10 protein-coding genes and 1 pseudogene are annotated in these 14,369 nt (G+C 71.5%); 1 reads left to right on the top strand and 10 read right to left on the bottom strand.

Annotated elements, in window-relative coordinates:
- Positions 1 to 8: 8 nt before the first annotated feature.
- Positions 9 to 986 (bottom strand): polysaccharide deacetylase family protein, encoded by a 978-nt coding sequence (locus OOK38_RS09540; protein ID WP_266848346.1) that lies wholly within the window; start codon positions 984 to 986, stop codon positions 9 to 11.
- 91 nt (positions 987 to 1,077) lie between these two features.
- Here OOK38_RS09540 and OOK38_RS09545 point away from each other — a divergent pair, with 91 nt between their 5' ends.
- Positions 1,078 to 2,271: a methyltransferase domain-containing protein gene (locus OOK38_RS09545; RefSeq protein ID WP_266848347.1), complete on the top strand. Its 1,194-nt coding sequence runs from the start codon at positions 1,078 to 1,080 to the stop codon at positions 2,269 to 2,271.
- On the opposite strand, the gene OOK38_RS09550 is transcribed toward OOK38_RS09545, so the two are convergent.
- The 9 genes and pseudogenes from OOK38_RS09550 to OOK38_RS09590 all read right to left on the bottom strand — a co-directional run bounded on the left by OOK38_RS09550 (position 2,249) and on the right by OOK38_RS09590 (position 14,150).
- Positions 2,249 to 4,291, bottom strand: a complete 2,043-nt coding sequence (locus OOK38_RS09550) for a cell wall-binding repeat-containing protein (protein WP_266761813.1) — start codon at positions 4,289 to 4,291, stop codon at positions 2,249 to 2,251. The two genes, OOK38_RS09545 and OOK38_RS09550, sit on opposite strands and share 23 nt — an antisense overlap.
- A gap of 175 nt (positions 4,292 to 4,466) precedes the next feature.
- The gene (locus tag OOK38_RS09555; RefSeq protein WP_266848349.1) at positions 4,467 to 5,744 is read right to left on the bottom strand and encodes an RNA polymerase sigma factor; all 1,278 of its coding nucleotides are present in this window, start codon (positions 5,742 to 5,744) and stop codon (positions 4,467 to 4,469) included.
- A gap of 44 nt (positions 5,745 to 5,788) precedes the next feature.
- The gene (locus OOK38_RS09560; RefSeq protein ID WP_266761810.1) at positions 5,789 to 6,145 is read right to left on the bottom strand and encodes a YciI family protein; all 357 of its coding nucleotides are present in this window, start codon (positions 6,143 to 6,145) and stop codon (positions 5,789 to 5,791) included.
- A 145-nt stretch (positions 6,146 to 6,290) separates the two neighbouring features.
- Positions 6,291 to 6,689 (bottom strand): annotated as a pseudogene (locus OOK38_RS09565) (Uma2 family endonuclease); the annotation flags it as partial.
- Between the two features lie 27 nt (positions 6,690 to 6,716).
- The gene (locus tag OOK38_RS09570) at positions 6,717 to 7,595 is read right to left on the bottom strand and encodes a hypothetical protein (RefSeq protein ID WP_266848351.1); all 879 of its coding nucleotides are present in this window, start codon (positions 7,593 to 7,595) and stop codon (positions 6,717 to 6,719) included.
- A 305-nt stretch (positions 7,596 to 7,900) separates the two neighbouring features.
- Complete coding sequence (locus tag OOK38_RS09575) at positions 7,901 to 8,968, bottom strand: LCP family protein (RefSeq protein ID WP_266848353.1); 1,068 nt, start codon at positions 8,966 to 8,968, stop codon at positions 7,901 to 7,903.
- Between the two features lie 127 nt (positions 8,969 to 9,095).
- A complete protein-coding gene (locus OOK38_RS09580; protein ID WP_266761807.1) occupies positions 9,096 to 10,469 on the bottom strand; it encodes an endo-1,4-beta-xylanase in 1,374 nt (457 codons plus the stop codon).
- A 279-nt stretch (positions 10,470 to 10,748) separates the two neighbouring features.
- On the bottom strand, positions 10,749 to 11,828 hold the full coding sequence (locus OOK38_RS09585) for a LacI family DNA-binding transcriptional regulator (protein WP_266761806.1): 1,080 nt from the start codon (positions 11,826 to 11,828) through the stop codon (positions 10,749 to 10,751).
- Positions 11,829 to 11,924: 96 nt separating this feature from the next.
- Positions 11,925 to 14,150: a glycoside hydrolase family 3 N-terminal domain-containing protein gene (locus tag OOK38_RS09590; RefSeq protein ID WP_266761804.1), complete on the bottom strand. Its 2,226-nt coding sequence runs from the start codon at positions 14,148 to 14,150 to the stop codon at positions 11,925 to 11,927.
- Positions 14,151 to 14,369: the final 219 nt, after the last annotated feature.

Raw genomic sequence — 14,369 nt, forward strand, 5'->3', positions numbered from 1 at the left:
ACGCGGACTCACAGGTAGTCCTCGAGGCGCGCGACCGCGTACCCCTTGCGGGTGACCGTCTTCAGAAAGCGGCGGACCATGTCGGGCATGGTGCCCTTCCAGTCCTTGCGGCCCCGGAAGTGGGTGAGGACGATGTCGCCGGGGTGCAGGTCCTGGTCGTCCTCGCGGTACTCCCAGTGGTCGACGAAGACTTCCTCGTTCCAGATGGGCGCGTACTCGACGCCGCAGGACTTGGCGGCGCGCAGGGTCTCCTGGTTGTAGTTGCCGTACGGCGGGCGGAAGAGGACCGGGCGCTTGCCGAACTGCTTCTTCATCACGTCCTGCATGCCGCAGATCTCGCGCTTCTGCCGCGCGTAGGACAGGGCGGGCAGATAGGGATGGTGCAGCGTGTGGTTGTTGAGGGTGATGCCGCGGTCGCGCATCTTCCGGAAGTACCCGTAGTCGTCCTTGACCAGGTAGTCGCTGAGGAAGGCGGTGTACGGGATCTTCAGGTCGCTCATCATCCGCAGGAAGGCGGGGTCCTTCTCCTCGCCGTCGTCGATGGTGAGGAAGACGACCTTGTCCTTGGTGGGGACGGTCGTGAAGACCGGCGGCAGCCCCAGCTCCTCCTGGCCGTCGACCTCGAACCCCTTGCGGGCCTCGATGACCGGCTTCCTGGCGGGCGGCGCCGGGGGTGTCAGCGGCACCCCGGCGAGTCCCCAGCGCTTGGCGGCGGCGACACGCCGGGCCTGCGCCAGCCGGAGCCGGGAGGCGTACGCGTCGAGGGCGCGGGCCGGGGGCGCCTGGAGCCGGACCTGCCGACCGTGGGCCGGCTTGGCGGCGCCGGAACCGGAACCGGAACCGGGGGCGGAACCGGAACCGGGGGCGGAGCCGGAGCCGGTCTCGGCACAACCGGAGACGAGGAGGGCGAGGGCGAGTACGCCGACTCCCCAGCGCGCACCGGCCCCGTTTGTGCCGTTTTTATCATTTTGTCGTACGGGTCGCATGGAGCCGGATCCTCCCAGGTCACCGCCCTCGCCAAGGCCCCGACACCGCCGCCGGAAGCACACCGTCCACCGACTGGCCCACAATGGCCGGGTGAACGACGTCTCCTTCGCCTCCCTCCTCACCGCCGAGGGCCGCGCCCTGCTCGACGAGGTCCGCGCCACCGAACCGGCACAGGAACTGGCCGTCGCCACCCGGCTGCGCCGCGAGCACCCCGCCGAACTGGTCTCGGCGGCCCTCGGACAGGCCCGGCTGCGGCAGCGGGCGGCGGCGAAGTTCGGGGCCGAGGACGCCGGACGGATGTTCTTCACCCCGAACGGGGTCGAGCAGTCCACCCGGACGAGCGTGGCGGTCCACCGCGCCGAGCGGCTGCGCGCCCTGGGAGTCCGGTCCGTCGCCGATCTCTGTTGCGGCATCGGCGGCGACGCGATCGCGCTGGCCCGCGCCGGAATCCGCGTCCTCGCCGTCGACCGCGATCCGCTGACGGCCGCCGCGGCCCGCGCGAACGCCGACGCGCTGGGGCTCACGGACCTGATCGAGGTGCGCGAGACGGACGTCACCGAGGTGGACACCTCTTCGTACGACGCGGTCTTCGTGGACCCGGGGCGCCGGGGCGGCCGGGGCCGGATCTTCGACCCGGAGGCGTACTCACCGCCGCTCTCCTGGGCGATCGGGGCGGCCGCGAAATCTCCGGTCGCCGCGCTGAAGATCGCCCCCGGCATCCCGCACGAGGCGATCCCCGCCGAGGCGGAGGCCGAATGGATCTCGGACGGCGGGGACGTGAAGGAGGCGGTGCTGTGGTTCGGCACGGAACCGGGCCTGGTGCGCGCCACCCTGCTGCCGGGCCCGCGTGAGCTGCGCGGGCGCGGACTGCCTGATCCCGCGGTGCGGGCGGTGGGACGCTATCTGTACGAGCCGGACGGCGCGGTCATCCGCGCGCACCTCGTCGCCGAGGTCGCCGAAGAACTGGACGGCGGGCTGGTCGACGAGACGATCGCCTACGTCACGGCCGACGAGCTGCGCCCGACGCCGTACGCCTCCGCGTACGAGATCACCGATCAACTCCACTTCAACGTCAAGAAGTTGAAGGCGCTGCTCCGGGAACGGGAGGTCGGCATCCTGACCGTGAAGAAGCGCGGATCGGCCGTCGAGCCGGAGGAACTGCGCCGGAAGGTGAAGCCGCAGGGCCCCAACTCCGCGACGGTGTTCCTGACGCGGGTGGCGGGCGCCCCGACCATGCTGGTGGGGGCGCCCGCTACACCGTCTACTGGTGGTGGACCGTCTTGAGGGGTGCCAGGTTCGGCTCGGCGCCGACCGGGCCCGACCTCACGACCGTCGCGGCCTGGCCGCCGTTCGTGCGGAGCGTGAAGGTGCTCCGCTGCGCACTCGTGGGCACCACGCCCTTGTAGTACGGGTGGTACACGAACTGGCTGCTGCTCGCGCTGATCGAGGCGCCCGCGGTGTCCAGCGCGCCCGCCGCGATCGACGCGCTGCCGCCGAAGCCGACCACGAACTGCGTGCTCGCGGACTCCCGCAGCAGATAGCTCTTGGCCTCGCTCGACAGGGTGCCGGGCGAGGTCCACAGGACGGGTCCGAAGACGTTCATCGCCCCACCCGCCGACACGCCGCCACGCCAGCTGTCCGTGGAGGCGAGGGCGGCCTGGCTCGGCGCGCTCCACCAGAACTTCGCGACCGCCGCGGAGGTGCCCTCGTTGCCGCTCGCCGTGATCGGGTAGTACGAGTACGTCGACGGCCACTTGGAGAAGGAGGTGTGCGTCAGCGCGTACTTCGCCGAAGCACCCACCGTGATGATCATGGTGTCCTTCGGGCTCAGGCTGTTGAGGTACGCCTTCACCGAATCGGTCAGCTTGTTGCCGTCGTTGAGGACGACGCTGCCCGCGCTGCTCGTGCCGTCCGCCCCGGCGGCGGCGGCCGCGGCGAGCGCCGAGTGGTAGTCGGTGCCGGTGGCCAGGAACACGTATTTGGGCGCGCTGGTCACGGACTTCGCCACCGCGACCGAGGTCGAGTACCGGGACGTGCCCGCCAGCCGCTTCGGCGTGAAGCCGAGCGCGGACACCTGCGAGGAGACCGAGCCGCTGAGGACGGACGTGCCGCCGATGAGATAGACGTTCGCGCCCGGCTTCAGCACCCGCTTCAGCTCGGCCTTCGTCGCGGAGGACAGCCCGCTCTTCGGGGTCATCAGCACCGGACCGTGCTTCTTGCCGGCGAGTGCGGGTGCGGTGAGCGAGTACGCCTCGCTGTCCTGGTTGATCAGCACCGCGGCCTTGGCGTCCAGCAGGCCCGGCACACTCTCGCCGACCGTGTTCCAGGTCCAGCGCGAGGAGGCCGTGTTGGTGCCGTAGGTGTCGGCGCCCCAGACCCGGCCGGTGCCGTTCTTGCGCAGCGGCTGCCAGCTGGGGTTGGAGCCGGAGTTGCCGCCCGTGTCGGCCGGCACCTTGGTGAGCGCGCCGGTGGCCAGGTCCACGTACTCGGTGGTGTGCACGTCGGAGCTGTCGCCCGAGGTGTGGGCGTCGAAGATGATCCGCTTGCCGGTGGGCGACCAGGACGGGTTCGCGTAACCGCGGGCGTCGCTGGTGATCTGCCGGACGCCCGTGCCGTCCGCGTTCGCCGTGAAGATCTGCGACATTCCGCCGTCGACGTGCCGGACGAACGCCAGCTTGGTGCCGTCCGGTGAATAGGCGGGCTGCTCGGCGTCGGTCAGCACCCGCTTGACCGTCTTCGCCGTCGAGTCGAAGACCCAGACGCCGTCGTTGTCGTAGCAGCCGTAGTTCTTGCGCCGCTCGAACGCCACCAGACCGGTCGGGCTCACGGTCGGGTCGTTGTCACAGACGGTGGACGGCTCCTGGGCGGCCGTCAGCAGCGGGTGGGGCGCCCACGAGCCGTCGGAAGGGCCGTAGGCGAGCTGGCCACCGGTCGAGAAGACGACGTAGCGCCCGCCCCACCAGAAGGTCAGGTCCTCGTACGAGGCGCTGGATCGCACCCCTTCCGCCCAGGGCAGAGTGATCTTCGAGGAGCCGCTCGGCCTGATGCTCGAGATCTGGCTCGCGGCGGTGACGAGCCGGCTGCCGTCCGGCGCCCAGGCGGCGTACCACCCGGACTGGTTGGGAACCTCGGTGGCCTTGCCCGTGGCGGGATCGATCAGGAGCGGGCCGTCCACGAGGATCTTGCCCTCGGTGCCCGGCCAGGGCCCGGCATCGTCGGCGACGGCACCCGGAGCCGTCGCCAAGGTGGCCGCGGCGAATGCCGCCGCGGTCGCGAGCGCCGTACCACCGCGGCGCTTGAACATGCTCAAAGTGACCCCCCATGGATCAGAAACGTCGGAATTGCCGCTCACTCGCCGGGCCGCTGCCTCTCCCCAGAGGCTCACAGCCGCGCCATGGCAGCCGGGTCACTGTAGTTCCTGAAGCGACCAGGGGGAACAGAGTTACGAGAGGGCTCCGCACGGGCCGCCGTACGGCGAGTCAGCCGCACTCCCGGGCCCGGGCGGTCAGCAGCGCGCGTTCGCGCTCGTTCCGCGCCAGCGAGGCCGCCCGCTCGAACTCCGCCCGCGCTTCCGCCGTCCTCCCCAGTCGGGTGAGCAGGTCCCCCCGGACGCTGGGCAGCAAGTGGTAGTCGCGCAGGGCGGGTTCGCCGGCGAGGGCGTCGACGATCTCCAGGGCGGGGCCGGGCCCGTCGGCCATCGAGACGGCCACGGCACGGTTCAGTTCGACCACCGGGGAGGGCGCGCGGGCCGCCAGCAGGCCGTACAGGGTGGCGATCTGCCGCCAGTCCGTGTCCTCGTACGTATAGGCCTGCGCGTGGCAGGCGGCGATGGCGGCCTGGAGGGCGTACGGCCCCGGGCTGCCGGTGGCGACGGCGCTGGAGCGGCCCAGCGCGGTGAAGCCCCGGCGGATCAGCATGCGGTTCCAGCGGCGGCGGTTCTGGTCCTTGAGGAGGACGGGTTCGCCGTCGGGCCCGGTGCGCGCGGCCGCCCGGGACTCCTGGAGCTCCAGCAGGGCGGCGAGCGCGTACACCTCGGGCTCCTTGGGCATCAGCTCGGCGAGCACCCGGGCCAGCCGGAGCGCGTCCTCGCACAGCGCGGGCCGGAGCAGGTCGTCGCCCGCCGTGGCCGCGTATCCCTCGTTGAAGACGAGGTAGATGACCTCCAGTACGGAACCGAGCCGGGCCTCGCGTTCGGGGCCGTACGGGACCTCGAAGGCGACCCCCTTGGTCGCCAGCGTCCGCTTGGCCCGCACGATGCGCTGGGCGACCGTGGCCTCCGGGACGAGGAAGGCGCGGGCGATCTCGGGCGTGGTCAGACCACCGAGGAGCCGCAGGGTGAGCGCGATGCGGGCCTCGGCGGACAGGACGGGGTGACAGGCGGTGAAGACCAGCCGGAGCAGGTCGTCGTCGATGTCGTCCGGATCGGCGGGTTCGTCGAGATGGTGCGGAGCCGACAGCGAGAGGTCCCGCCCGACCTCCTCCAGCTTGCGCGCGTAGCGCTCCCGGCGGCGTACGAGGTCGATCGCCCGGTGCTTGGCCGTGGCCATGAGCCAGGCGCCCGGGTTGTCCGGCACGCCGTCCCGCGGCCACTGCTCCAGCGCCGCGACCAGGGCGTCCTGGGCGAGTTCCTCGGCGATGCCGACGTCACGGACGATCCGTGCGACGCCCGCGATGATGCGGGGGGACTCGATACGGAAGATGGTCTCGACGGCCGTGTCGACACCGCCGGCGGGGGCTGGGGTGGGCTGCTGTTCCACAACCCACCATCAGACACCCACGGCGGCGTCAGGCCAAGGAGTCCTCAGCCCCCGGCGATCTCCCGCACCTCGCAGGTGACCGTCCAGAACTCCTCGTGCACCTTCAGGAACCGCTTGGTCCACTCCACGGCCTCGGCCATGTCCTTGCACTGCATGATCGCGTAGCCGCCGACGACCTCCTTGGACTCGGTGAAGGGCCCGTCGGTGACGGACAGCTGCCCACCCGACCAGTGGACGCGCTTGCCCTGCGAGGTGGGCGCCAGGCCGTCGGTCTCCAGCATGACGCCCGCCTTGGTGATCTCCTCGATGAGCTCGCCCATCCGCTGCATCAGCTCGGGGCTGGGACCCTCGGCCGGCGCGGTGCTCTCGTCGATCTGGACCAGCGAAAGATAGCGGGGCATGGTGACTCCTCGTGTCTGTGGTGCCTCGGAGGCGGGGCTTCTCCCTGCCTCTCACCCATGCGTCGAACGGGAGACACCTTCTTCGACACCGTCCCCGGATTTCTTTGGATTCTTTCTCCGGGCGAGGTCAGACGGGTCAATCGGGTCAGTCGGCGAAGTCCTTGAGCTTCTGCGTGTCCAGCGTGAACCCGACCGGATCCGGCAGCTCGATCACCGCTCCGAACGCACGGGTGGTGAGAGAGCGGTAGACGCCACCCTCGGGATCGCAGTGCACGGTCACGCTGTCCGTGTCCCGGTCGACGAGGAGGCAGACGGGGATGCCGGCGGCCGCGTATCCGTCGGGCTTCTCGATCCGGTCACGCCGGTCGGCGTCCCGGTCGTGCGAGATGACCTCGACGACCATCAGGACACCCGCGGGCTCGGACCACTCGCCCTTTCCCGCGAAGTACTCCTCGGGCGCCAAGACCCCGTCCGGCTTGGCCCGCCCCTTGCGGTAGGCCTCGACCTTCAGCCCTTGCTCCGGGTAGAGGAACAGCTCAGGCCGTCACGGGCGGACCGTGCTGCAAGGTCGTCATGTGCCTGCTCCTTTCTCCGCTTTGTCCGTGGTCTTCTCCGCGCGGGGCCCGGTACGCAGAGCGGCGCGCAGCCGTCCGGCATGGGCGCGCACCTCGTCGGCGGCGAGGGCGGGCCGCCCACCCCGGCACCCCCCGCACAACCCGCCCCGCAGCGCGTGACCGTCCCCGCCCGGCTCCCCGCACGCCGTGCACACCACCTCGTAGCGGGGCGCCGGTGGCTGCGGTTCGGGTCGCGGGGGCAGCTTGGCGAGGAGCCGGGCGCGTACGAAGGCGTAGGCGTGCGCCACACGCTCCGGGAGCCCCGCCGTCAGCGCCTGGACAAGCTGCGGCTCACCCGCGCCCCGCGCGAACCACTCGGCGGCCTCCCCCTCCAGTGCCACGCACTCCCCGGCCGACAGAGTCAGCCGGGCGTCGATCCGGCCGAGCCGGGCCAGCAAGCTGTAGGCGGTCGATCGCGCCGCCGCTGCCACGGGCCGCTCGGTCGCCGGCGTCTCCCCGGCGAGGAAGGCGTTCCACCAGGCGTCGTCGTGCGCGGTGCGCGAGAAGAAGGTGTGCCAGACCCAGCGGGGGCAGCCGTCGACGGTGACGGGGCGGCGCACCCTGCGCAAATGCCCTGCCGCGGAGAGGTTGTTGAGGGCGGTGGAGAGGGCGCACTGGCCGTACGGGAGGTGCTTGGCGAGGGTCTTGATCGACAGGTCCGACTCGTCGGCGAGCCGGTCGATGTACGTCGCGATCGATGCCTCACGGGTGGGCAGATGTGCGAAGTCCCGACCCGTCCGTGGGGTTTGGTCGGGCGCCGACCGTTTTCCGTACCCCGGATTGGCGAGGGGATGAGCGGAGGGGCGCGGGGCAGCACTAGGCTGGGTGACAGCCATGGATCGAGCCTCTTTCGATCAAGTTGGTCAGACCCCCGCGTGGTGTTCCCGCACCCACGGGGGTCGATACTTTCGCGGCGCACGCCACACGCCTGCCACGCTCCGCCGCGACCCGATCACGAAAAGTCATATCCCCTGGCCCGGACGGCACTTCGGCCGTCCGCAAGGGAGGGAGGGTGGGTTGGACCTCCCGCCCAATCCATACAAAAGAGGCTCGAATCCCGAGCCCCGAAGCTCAAGTCCCGCGGACCGGTTCCGGGGGTGTCACGTGAGTCGTGGAGTCGCTTGAGCGGGCCCGGAGATCATTACTTGAGCGAGGCCCACAGGTCGCTCGCCTCCGGCTCGTTCGCGATCACCCTGTTGTGATCCGAGGGGGCCGTCACGACCGGCATCATCACCGTCGTGGCCTCGTCGGAGGAGAGGGACTTCAGGCTCTGGCCGAGTTTCATCAGCTCGCCCAGGGAGTCCAGCCCGGTGTCCGTCGTCAGGCTGCCGGTCACCGCGTTCGCGACGTTGTAGAGCTTGGCCGGGTCGGTGAGCAGGCCGGCCGACGAGATCTGCGCCAACAGGGCTTTCACCAGCTTCTGTTGGAGACCTATGCGGCCCAGGTCGCTGCCGTCTCCTATGCCGTGCCGGGTGCGGGCGAGCGCCAGCGCCTTCGTGCCGTCGAGGTGGTGTTCGCCCGCGGTGAGGTGCAGATGGCTCTTGTCGTCGTCGATGTCCTCGTCCGTGGTGACCGTGACACCGCCGAGCGCGTCCACGAGGGCCGCGAAGCCGGAGAAGTCGATCTCGATGTAGTGGTCCATGCGGACATCGGTCAGCGACTCGACCGTCTTCACCGCGCAGACCGGGCCGCCGATCGAATAGGCGCTGTTGAACATCGCGTTGTACGCCACCGCCGTCGTCCCCCCGGAGGAGGTGGGGCAGGCCGGCCGGGTCACCAGGGTGTCCCGGGGGATGCTCACCACGGTCGCCCGGGTGCGCCCCTCGTCGATGTGCACGACCATCGCCGTGTCGGAACGGGCGCCGGAACTGTCGCCGCCGCCGAGCTTCGCGTTCGCCTTGCCGCTGCGCGAGTCGGAGCCGAGGACCAGGATGTTCAGGGCGCCGCTGGGCAGCGGGGAGGCGGAGGCCGACGCGGACGCCGGGGACGAGGGCGTCGCCACCGCCTTCGCCGGGCGGTCGTCGCCGAGCGCGCTGTTGATGTCGACGCTCTTGATGTTCTGGTTCAGATGCCAGTAGGCCCAGCCCGCCGTGCCGACGCCCAGCACCAGCAGTCCCGCCAGGGTGAGACCGGCGGCCTTCAGTACCCGCGACCGCCGGCCCACCGGCTCGACCCCGACCCCGTCCCCTATGTCCTTGTGTCCCGTCACGAGGAGGAACGTAAGTCCGAATTATTAGGGGACTGTTAGGGAAAGAGGCGCGAAACGATTTTCTTCGGAGAATCTCATGCTTCTCAGGCCGGACTCAGCGCCGACTCGGCCCGGACCCTGCCCCGGTTCAGCCCAGCGTCACCGTGGGCACCGGATTGCTCCCGCTCCAGGAGGCGTTGAACCCGAAGGTCACGGAGCCGCCGTCCGGGACGGTCCCGTTGTAGGAGGCGTTGGCGCAGCTCACCGCCGTGCCGGTCTGCGTGCAGGCCGCGTTCCAGGCCTGGGTGATCCGCTGGCCCGCGCCGTACGTCCAGTTCACCTTCCAGGACGCCAGCGCGGCCCCGGAGCACGCGATGCGGACCTGCCCCGTGAAGCCGGTGTTCCACTGGCTCTGGACGCTGTAGGTCGCCGTGCACGCGCCGGTCGGCGGCGGTGCCGAGGTGCCGCCGAGCGAGGTCGCGATCGCGGAGTACGCCGGTTTCGGCACGTAGCTCTCGTCGTACGGTGTCGCCGCGCCGTACCCCGAGAAGACGTCCGGGATCCAGGAGTCGGAGTCGGTGAAACCCCAGACGGTCACGCCGTGGCAGCGGGTCACGGCGACACAGGCGTCGAACACCGCCTTGTAGTCGGCGGCCTGCTGCGCCAGTTTCGTGCTGTCGGACGGGAGTTGCATCCGGATGTCCAGCTCCGTGATCGCGACATCGACGCCGAGGTCGGCGAAGCGCTGGATGTTCTGCTGGAGCGTGCCGGGTACCTGGCCGAGGATGAGATGGGCCTGAAGACCGACACCGTCGATCGGGACGCCGCGCTCCTTGAGGGACTTGACCAGGTTGTAGAGGGCGGTGCTCTTGGCGTTGACGCCCTCGACGTTGTAGTCGTTGATGTAGAGCTCGGCGCTCGGGTCGGCGGCGTGCGCCCAGGTCAGCGCCTGGGCGATGTAGTCCGCGCCGAGGCCGTTGTACCAGAGGGTCGAGCGGTAGGTGCCGTCCTCGTTGAAGGGCTCGTTGACCACGTCCCAGGCGGCCAGCTTGCCCTTGTAGCGGGTGACTTCGGTGGTGATGTGGTTCTGGAGCAGGCCGCTCAGCTCGGCGGTCGTCCAGGTGCCGTTCGTCAGCCAGCTCGGGTTCTGGCTGTGCCAGACCAGGGTGTGACCGCGCACCTGCTGGTCGTGGGCCTGCGCGAACGCGACGATCTGGTCCGCCTCGGCCCAGTCGAAGCTGCCCCGGGTGGGCTCGACGGTGCCCCATTTCATGGCGTTGCCCGGCGTCAGCGAGTTGAACTGGGCCCCGGCGATGTCGCCGTACGTCCCGGTCAGCTTGGAGCCGGTGACCGCCGTGCCGATGACCTTGCCCTTGGCGGCGGCGAGGTCACGCAGCGGGGTGTCGGCGGCGTGCGCCGTGGTGCCGGCCGCGAGCAGGGCGCCCACGGTGATGGCGCCGGTGAACAGGGCGGCGGCGCGGCGTCGTAAGGAAGTGGTTCCGGGGGTTCGGGAGGTTCTCATGGCGGGGTGCCTCCGAAAGTTTCGGTCGTCCAACCGATTGACTTCGGAGGAGTGTGGAGCGGGATGCCCCACCCGTCAACACTGTCTCTGCGTCAACTTCCAGCCAGAACAGGCACCTTGACCCCACAGCCCCCTCCGGACCGCACAAACCCTCCGGTCCCCCCGGTCCCCCGCTCGCGCCCGCACCGGACCACACGGACACCTTCACCCCACACAGGACGGCCCGCGGCTCACCGTCCGCGGCCCGCAGCTCACGGTCCGCGGCTCACCGCCCACCGCTCACGCCGGAGGTGCCCCCGTGCTGCTGCGCACCACCAGGCTCGTCGCCAGCTCCATCCTCGTTCCGGCCGACGGCCTTTCCTGGCGGCCGAGTTCGATCACCAGCTTCGCCGCCGCCTCGGCCATCTCCGTCAGCGGCTGCCGTACGGTCGTCAGCGGCGGCCCCACCCAGCGCGCCACCGGCAGATCGTCGAAGCCGACGACGCTCAGGTCCTCGGGAACGCGCAGCCCCAGCTCGCGCGCCGCCTCGTAGAGGCCGAGCGCCTGGAGGTCGTTGCCGGCGAAGACGGCCGTGGGCCGGTCGGGCCCACGGAGGAGTTCGAGACCGGCCCGGTAGCCGCTCTCGTGATGGAAGTTTCCGGGGCGGATCAGCGCGGGGTCGACGGGCAGCCCCGCGGTCTCCAGCGCGGCACGATAGCCGTCGACCCGGGCGCGGCTGCACATCATCCGCGAGGGCCCGCTGATCGCGCCGATCCTGGTGTGGCCGAGCTCGATCAGATGGCGGGTCGCCGCGAGGCCGCCGTGCCAGTTGGTGGCGCCGATGGACGGCACGTCGTCGCCCGGGTCACCGGCCGGGTCCATCACGACGAACGGGACGGATCTGCTGGTCAGCAGCGCCCGCCCGGACTCGTCGAGCCCGGACAGCACCAGGATCACCCCGTACGGGCGGCGCGCCGCGACCTGGTCGGCCCAGGTGCGGCCGGGGGTGAGCCGGCCCGCGCTCTCGGACAGCACCACGCTCAGCCCCTCGTCCCGGGCGACGTTCTCGACGCCCCGGATGACCTCCATCGCCCAGGCGCTCTCCAGCTCGTGGAAGACCAGGTCGATGAGGGGCGACCGGGTCGCCTCGGCCCGGCGCCGCCGGTATCCGTAGTCGCGCAGCAGCTCCTCGACACGGGTGCGGGTCGCCGGGGCGACATCGGCACGGCCGTTGAGCACCTTCGAAACAGTCGGAGCCGACACTCCGGCCTCGCGGGCGATCTCGGCGAGCGTCGCGGTCCCCGCCGACCGCACGCCCGGCCGATTCGACCCGTTGTCCCTGGTGGCCGGTGACGGATTCGACGGGTTCGACTGAGTCATGGGCGGGATCGTAGCTTCGCCCGCCGGCACGCCGAACCCCCTTTGACGCCAATCACCTCGTCACGGCTGCGCCGTGTGGCCCGAAAGATTCGCTCCTCACTTCACCCGGACCTCGCACCGCATCCGCCGTCCGGGACCCACCACGCGCTCGGGTCCGGTCAGCGTCAGCGGCACCGCGTGGCGCAGGTCGCCGTCGGCGCTCGACACCCCCAGCCGCAGTTCCAGCTCGCCGGGTTCGACGATCCGCCGCCCGTCGGGGCCGGTGTACGCGGCCAGTTCGGCCGGGACCGTGAAGTGGACCTCGGCCGACGCGCCCGCCTCCAGCGGGACGCGTGCGTAGCCCACGAGCCGGGCCACCGGGCGGGCCACCTTGCCGACCGGGTCGTGGAGGTAGAGCTGCACGACCTCCGTTCCGGCCCGCTCCCCCGTGTTGCGCACGGTCAGCCGCACCGTCGTCTCACCGTCGGTCGCGACCACCCGGTCGTCGGCCGTCGGCGGCAGCCAGGCGTACGAGGTGTAGGAGAGTCCGTGCCCGAAGGCGTACAGCGGGGTCGGGTCGAGGGTGCTCGCCTCACCGAGCCGGCCGAGCGGCGGCGCGAGATAGGTCCACGGCTGGCCCGCCGGGTCGCGCGGCACGCTCACCGGGAGCCGCCCCGAGGGGTTGACCCGGCCGGAGAGGACCCCGGCGATCGCGGGCGCGCCCTCCTGGCCCGCGAAGAACGTCTGCACCACCGCCGCGCACCGGTCCGCCCAGCGGCCGAGCGCGTAGGGGCGCCCGGAGAGCAGCACGAGCACGACCGGTGTTCCGGAGGCCAGCGCCTTGTCCACCAACTCGCTCTGACCTTCGGGAAGTTCGAGGTCGGCCGCGTCGCAGCCCTCGCCGGAGGTGCCCCGCCCGAACAGCCCGGAACGGTCGCCGACCGCGATCACGCACACGTCGGCTCCCACGGCGTCGTCCGTGAACTCCACGCCGAGCAGCTCCGCGCGCAGCGCTTCGAGCAGCGTCGGCACGGCGACACCCATCGGCACATCGGGGTGGTCCAGGAGGACATGGCGGGGGAAGGTGTAGCAGCCGAGCAGGCCCGCCGGGTCGTCGGCGAGCGGTCCGAGCACCGCGATCCGCCGCGCCTCGGGCCCGAACGGCAGCCCGCCGCCGTTGGCCAGCAGCACGACCGACTCCTCGGCCAGCCGCCGTGCCAGCGCGCGCATATGAGGCGGGTCGAGATCCACCGGACCGTCGGCGCTGGGCGAGGTCCAGTCCGGGTCCAGCAGTCCCAGTTCGCATTTCTGCGTCAGCACCCGCAGCGCGGCCCGGTCCACGGACTCCTCGTCGAGCGGTCCGGCCCCGTAGCAGCGCACCGCGGGGAGTTCGACGTCGACGCCCGCCGCGAGCGCGAGCGCGGCCGCACCCGCCGGGGAGTCGGTGAGCCCGTGCGCGGACTCCAGGAAGGACACCCCGAAGTAGTCGGCGACCACCGTCCCGGCGAACCCCCATTCCTCTCGCAGCAGTTGGGTGAGGAGCTGGTGGTGGGCGTGGGCGGGCAGCCCGTCGAGGTCGTTGTAGGCCGCCATCACCGAGCGGGCACCGCCCTCCCGTACGGCCATCTCGAACGGCGGCAGGATCACGTCGGCGAGTTCGCGCGGGCCGATGGAGGCGGGCGCGTGGTTGCGGGCTCCGCGTGAGGCCGAGTACCCGGCGAAGTGCTTGAGCGTGGCGACCACACCCGCGGACTGGAGACCCTGGACGTAGGCGGTGCCGACGGTCGCCACCAGGTGGGGGTCCTCGCCGATCGACTCCTCCGTACGACCCCAGCGGGGATCGCGTACGACGTCGAGGACGGGGGCGAGTCCCTGGTGGATGCCGACCGAGCGCATCGAGGCGCCGATCGCCGACGCCATCTCCTTCACCAGGGCCGGATCGAAGGTCGCGCCCCAGGCCAGCGGGGTGGGGAAGACGGTGGCCCGCCAGGCCGTGAAGCCGGTCAGGCACTCCTCGTGGGCGAGGGCGGGCAGCCGGAAGCGGTTGGCGGAGCGGATGCGTTCCTGGAGGGAGGCGAGCCGGGCGGCGCCCTCGGCGGGCTCGACCGGCGCCGTGCCGAAGGGGCGGGTGAGCTGGCCGAGCCCGTCGGGCAGCAGTCCGGCCAGGTCGATGTCCTCGGACAGGGCGTGCTGGAGGGGCGCCATGTCGCCGCCCGGCGTCTCGTTCGAGCCGGGCCAGACGCTGTAGAGCTGGGCGGTCTTCTCGCGCGGGGTCATCCGGGCGAGCAGGTCGGCGGCGCGGACGCCTGCGGGCAGAGCGGGGTCCTGCCAGGGGTGGATCATGTAACTCCTCGCATCCGTAAGGGAATCCGGGGCGTCCCGGGCGTCATGTGCGGCGTGGGTGTCCGGGTGGTCCGGAGAACCCGGGGGTCCGGGGGGTCCCGGGGGGTCCGGGGGGTCCGGGGGTCCCGGGGGTCCCGGGGGTCCCGGGGGTCCGGGGGTCCCGGGGGTCCCGGGGGTCCCGGGGGTCCCGGGGGTCCGGGGGGTCCGGGGGGTCCGGGG

Origin of the sequence: Streptomyces sp. NBC_00568 (genome assembly GCF_026341855.1) — a bacterium.
In the GTDB taxonomy this organism is placed as follows: Bacteria; Actinomycetota; Actinomycetes; order Streptomycetales; family Streptomycetaceae; genus Streptomyces.

What these genes read in the sequence shown, in the direction of transcription:
- OOK38_RS09540 (WP_266848346.1), bottom strand. Translation starts at nt 986, where the DNA reads ATGCGACCCGTACGACAAAATGATAAAAACGGCACAAACGGGGCCGGT.
- OOK38_RS09550 (WP_266761813.1), bottom strand. Translation starts at nt 4,291, where the DNA reads ATGTTCAAGCGCCGCGGTGGTACGGCGCTCGCGACCGCGGCGGCATTC.
- OOK38_RS09560 (WP_266761810.1), bottom strand. Translation starts at nt 6,145, where the DNA reads ATGCCCCGCTATCTTTCGCTGGTCCAGATCGACGAGAGCACCGCGCCG.
- OOK38_RS09570 (WP_266848351.1), bottom strand. Translation starts at nt 7,595, where the DNA reads ATGGCTGTCACCCAGCCTAGTGCTGCCCCGCGCCCCTCCGCTCATCCC.
- OOK38_RS09580 (WP_266761807.1), bottom strand. Translation starts at nt 10,469, where the DNA reads ATGAGAACCTCCCGAACCCCCGGAACCACTTCCTTACGACGCCGCGCC.
- OOK38_RS09585 (WP_266761806.1), bottom strand. Translation starts at nt 11,828, where the DNA reads ATGACTCAGTCGAACCCGTCGAATCCGTCACCGGCCACCAGGGACAAC.
- OOK38_RS09590 (WP_266761804.1), bottom strand. Translation starts at nt 14,150, where the DNA reads ATGATCCACCCCTGGCAGGACCCCGCTCTGCCCGCAGGCGTCCGCGCC.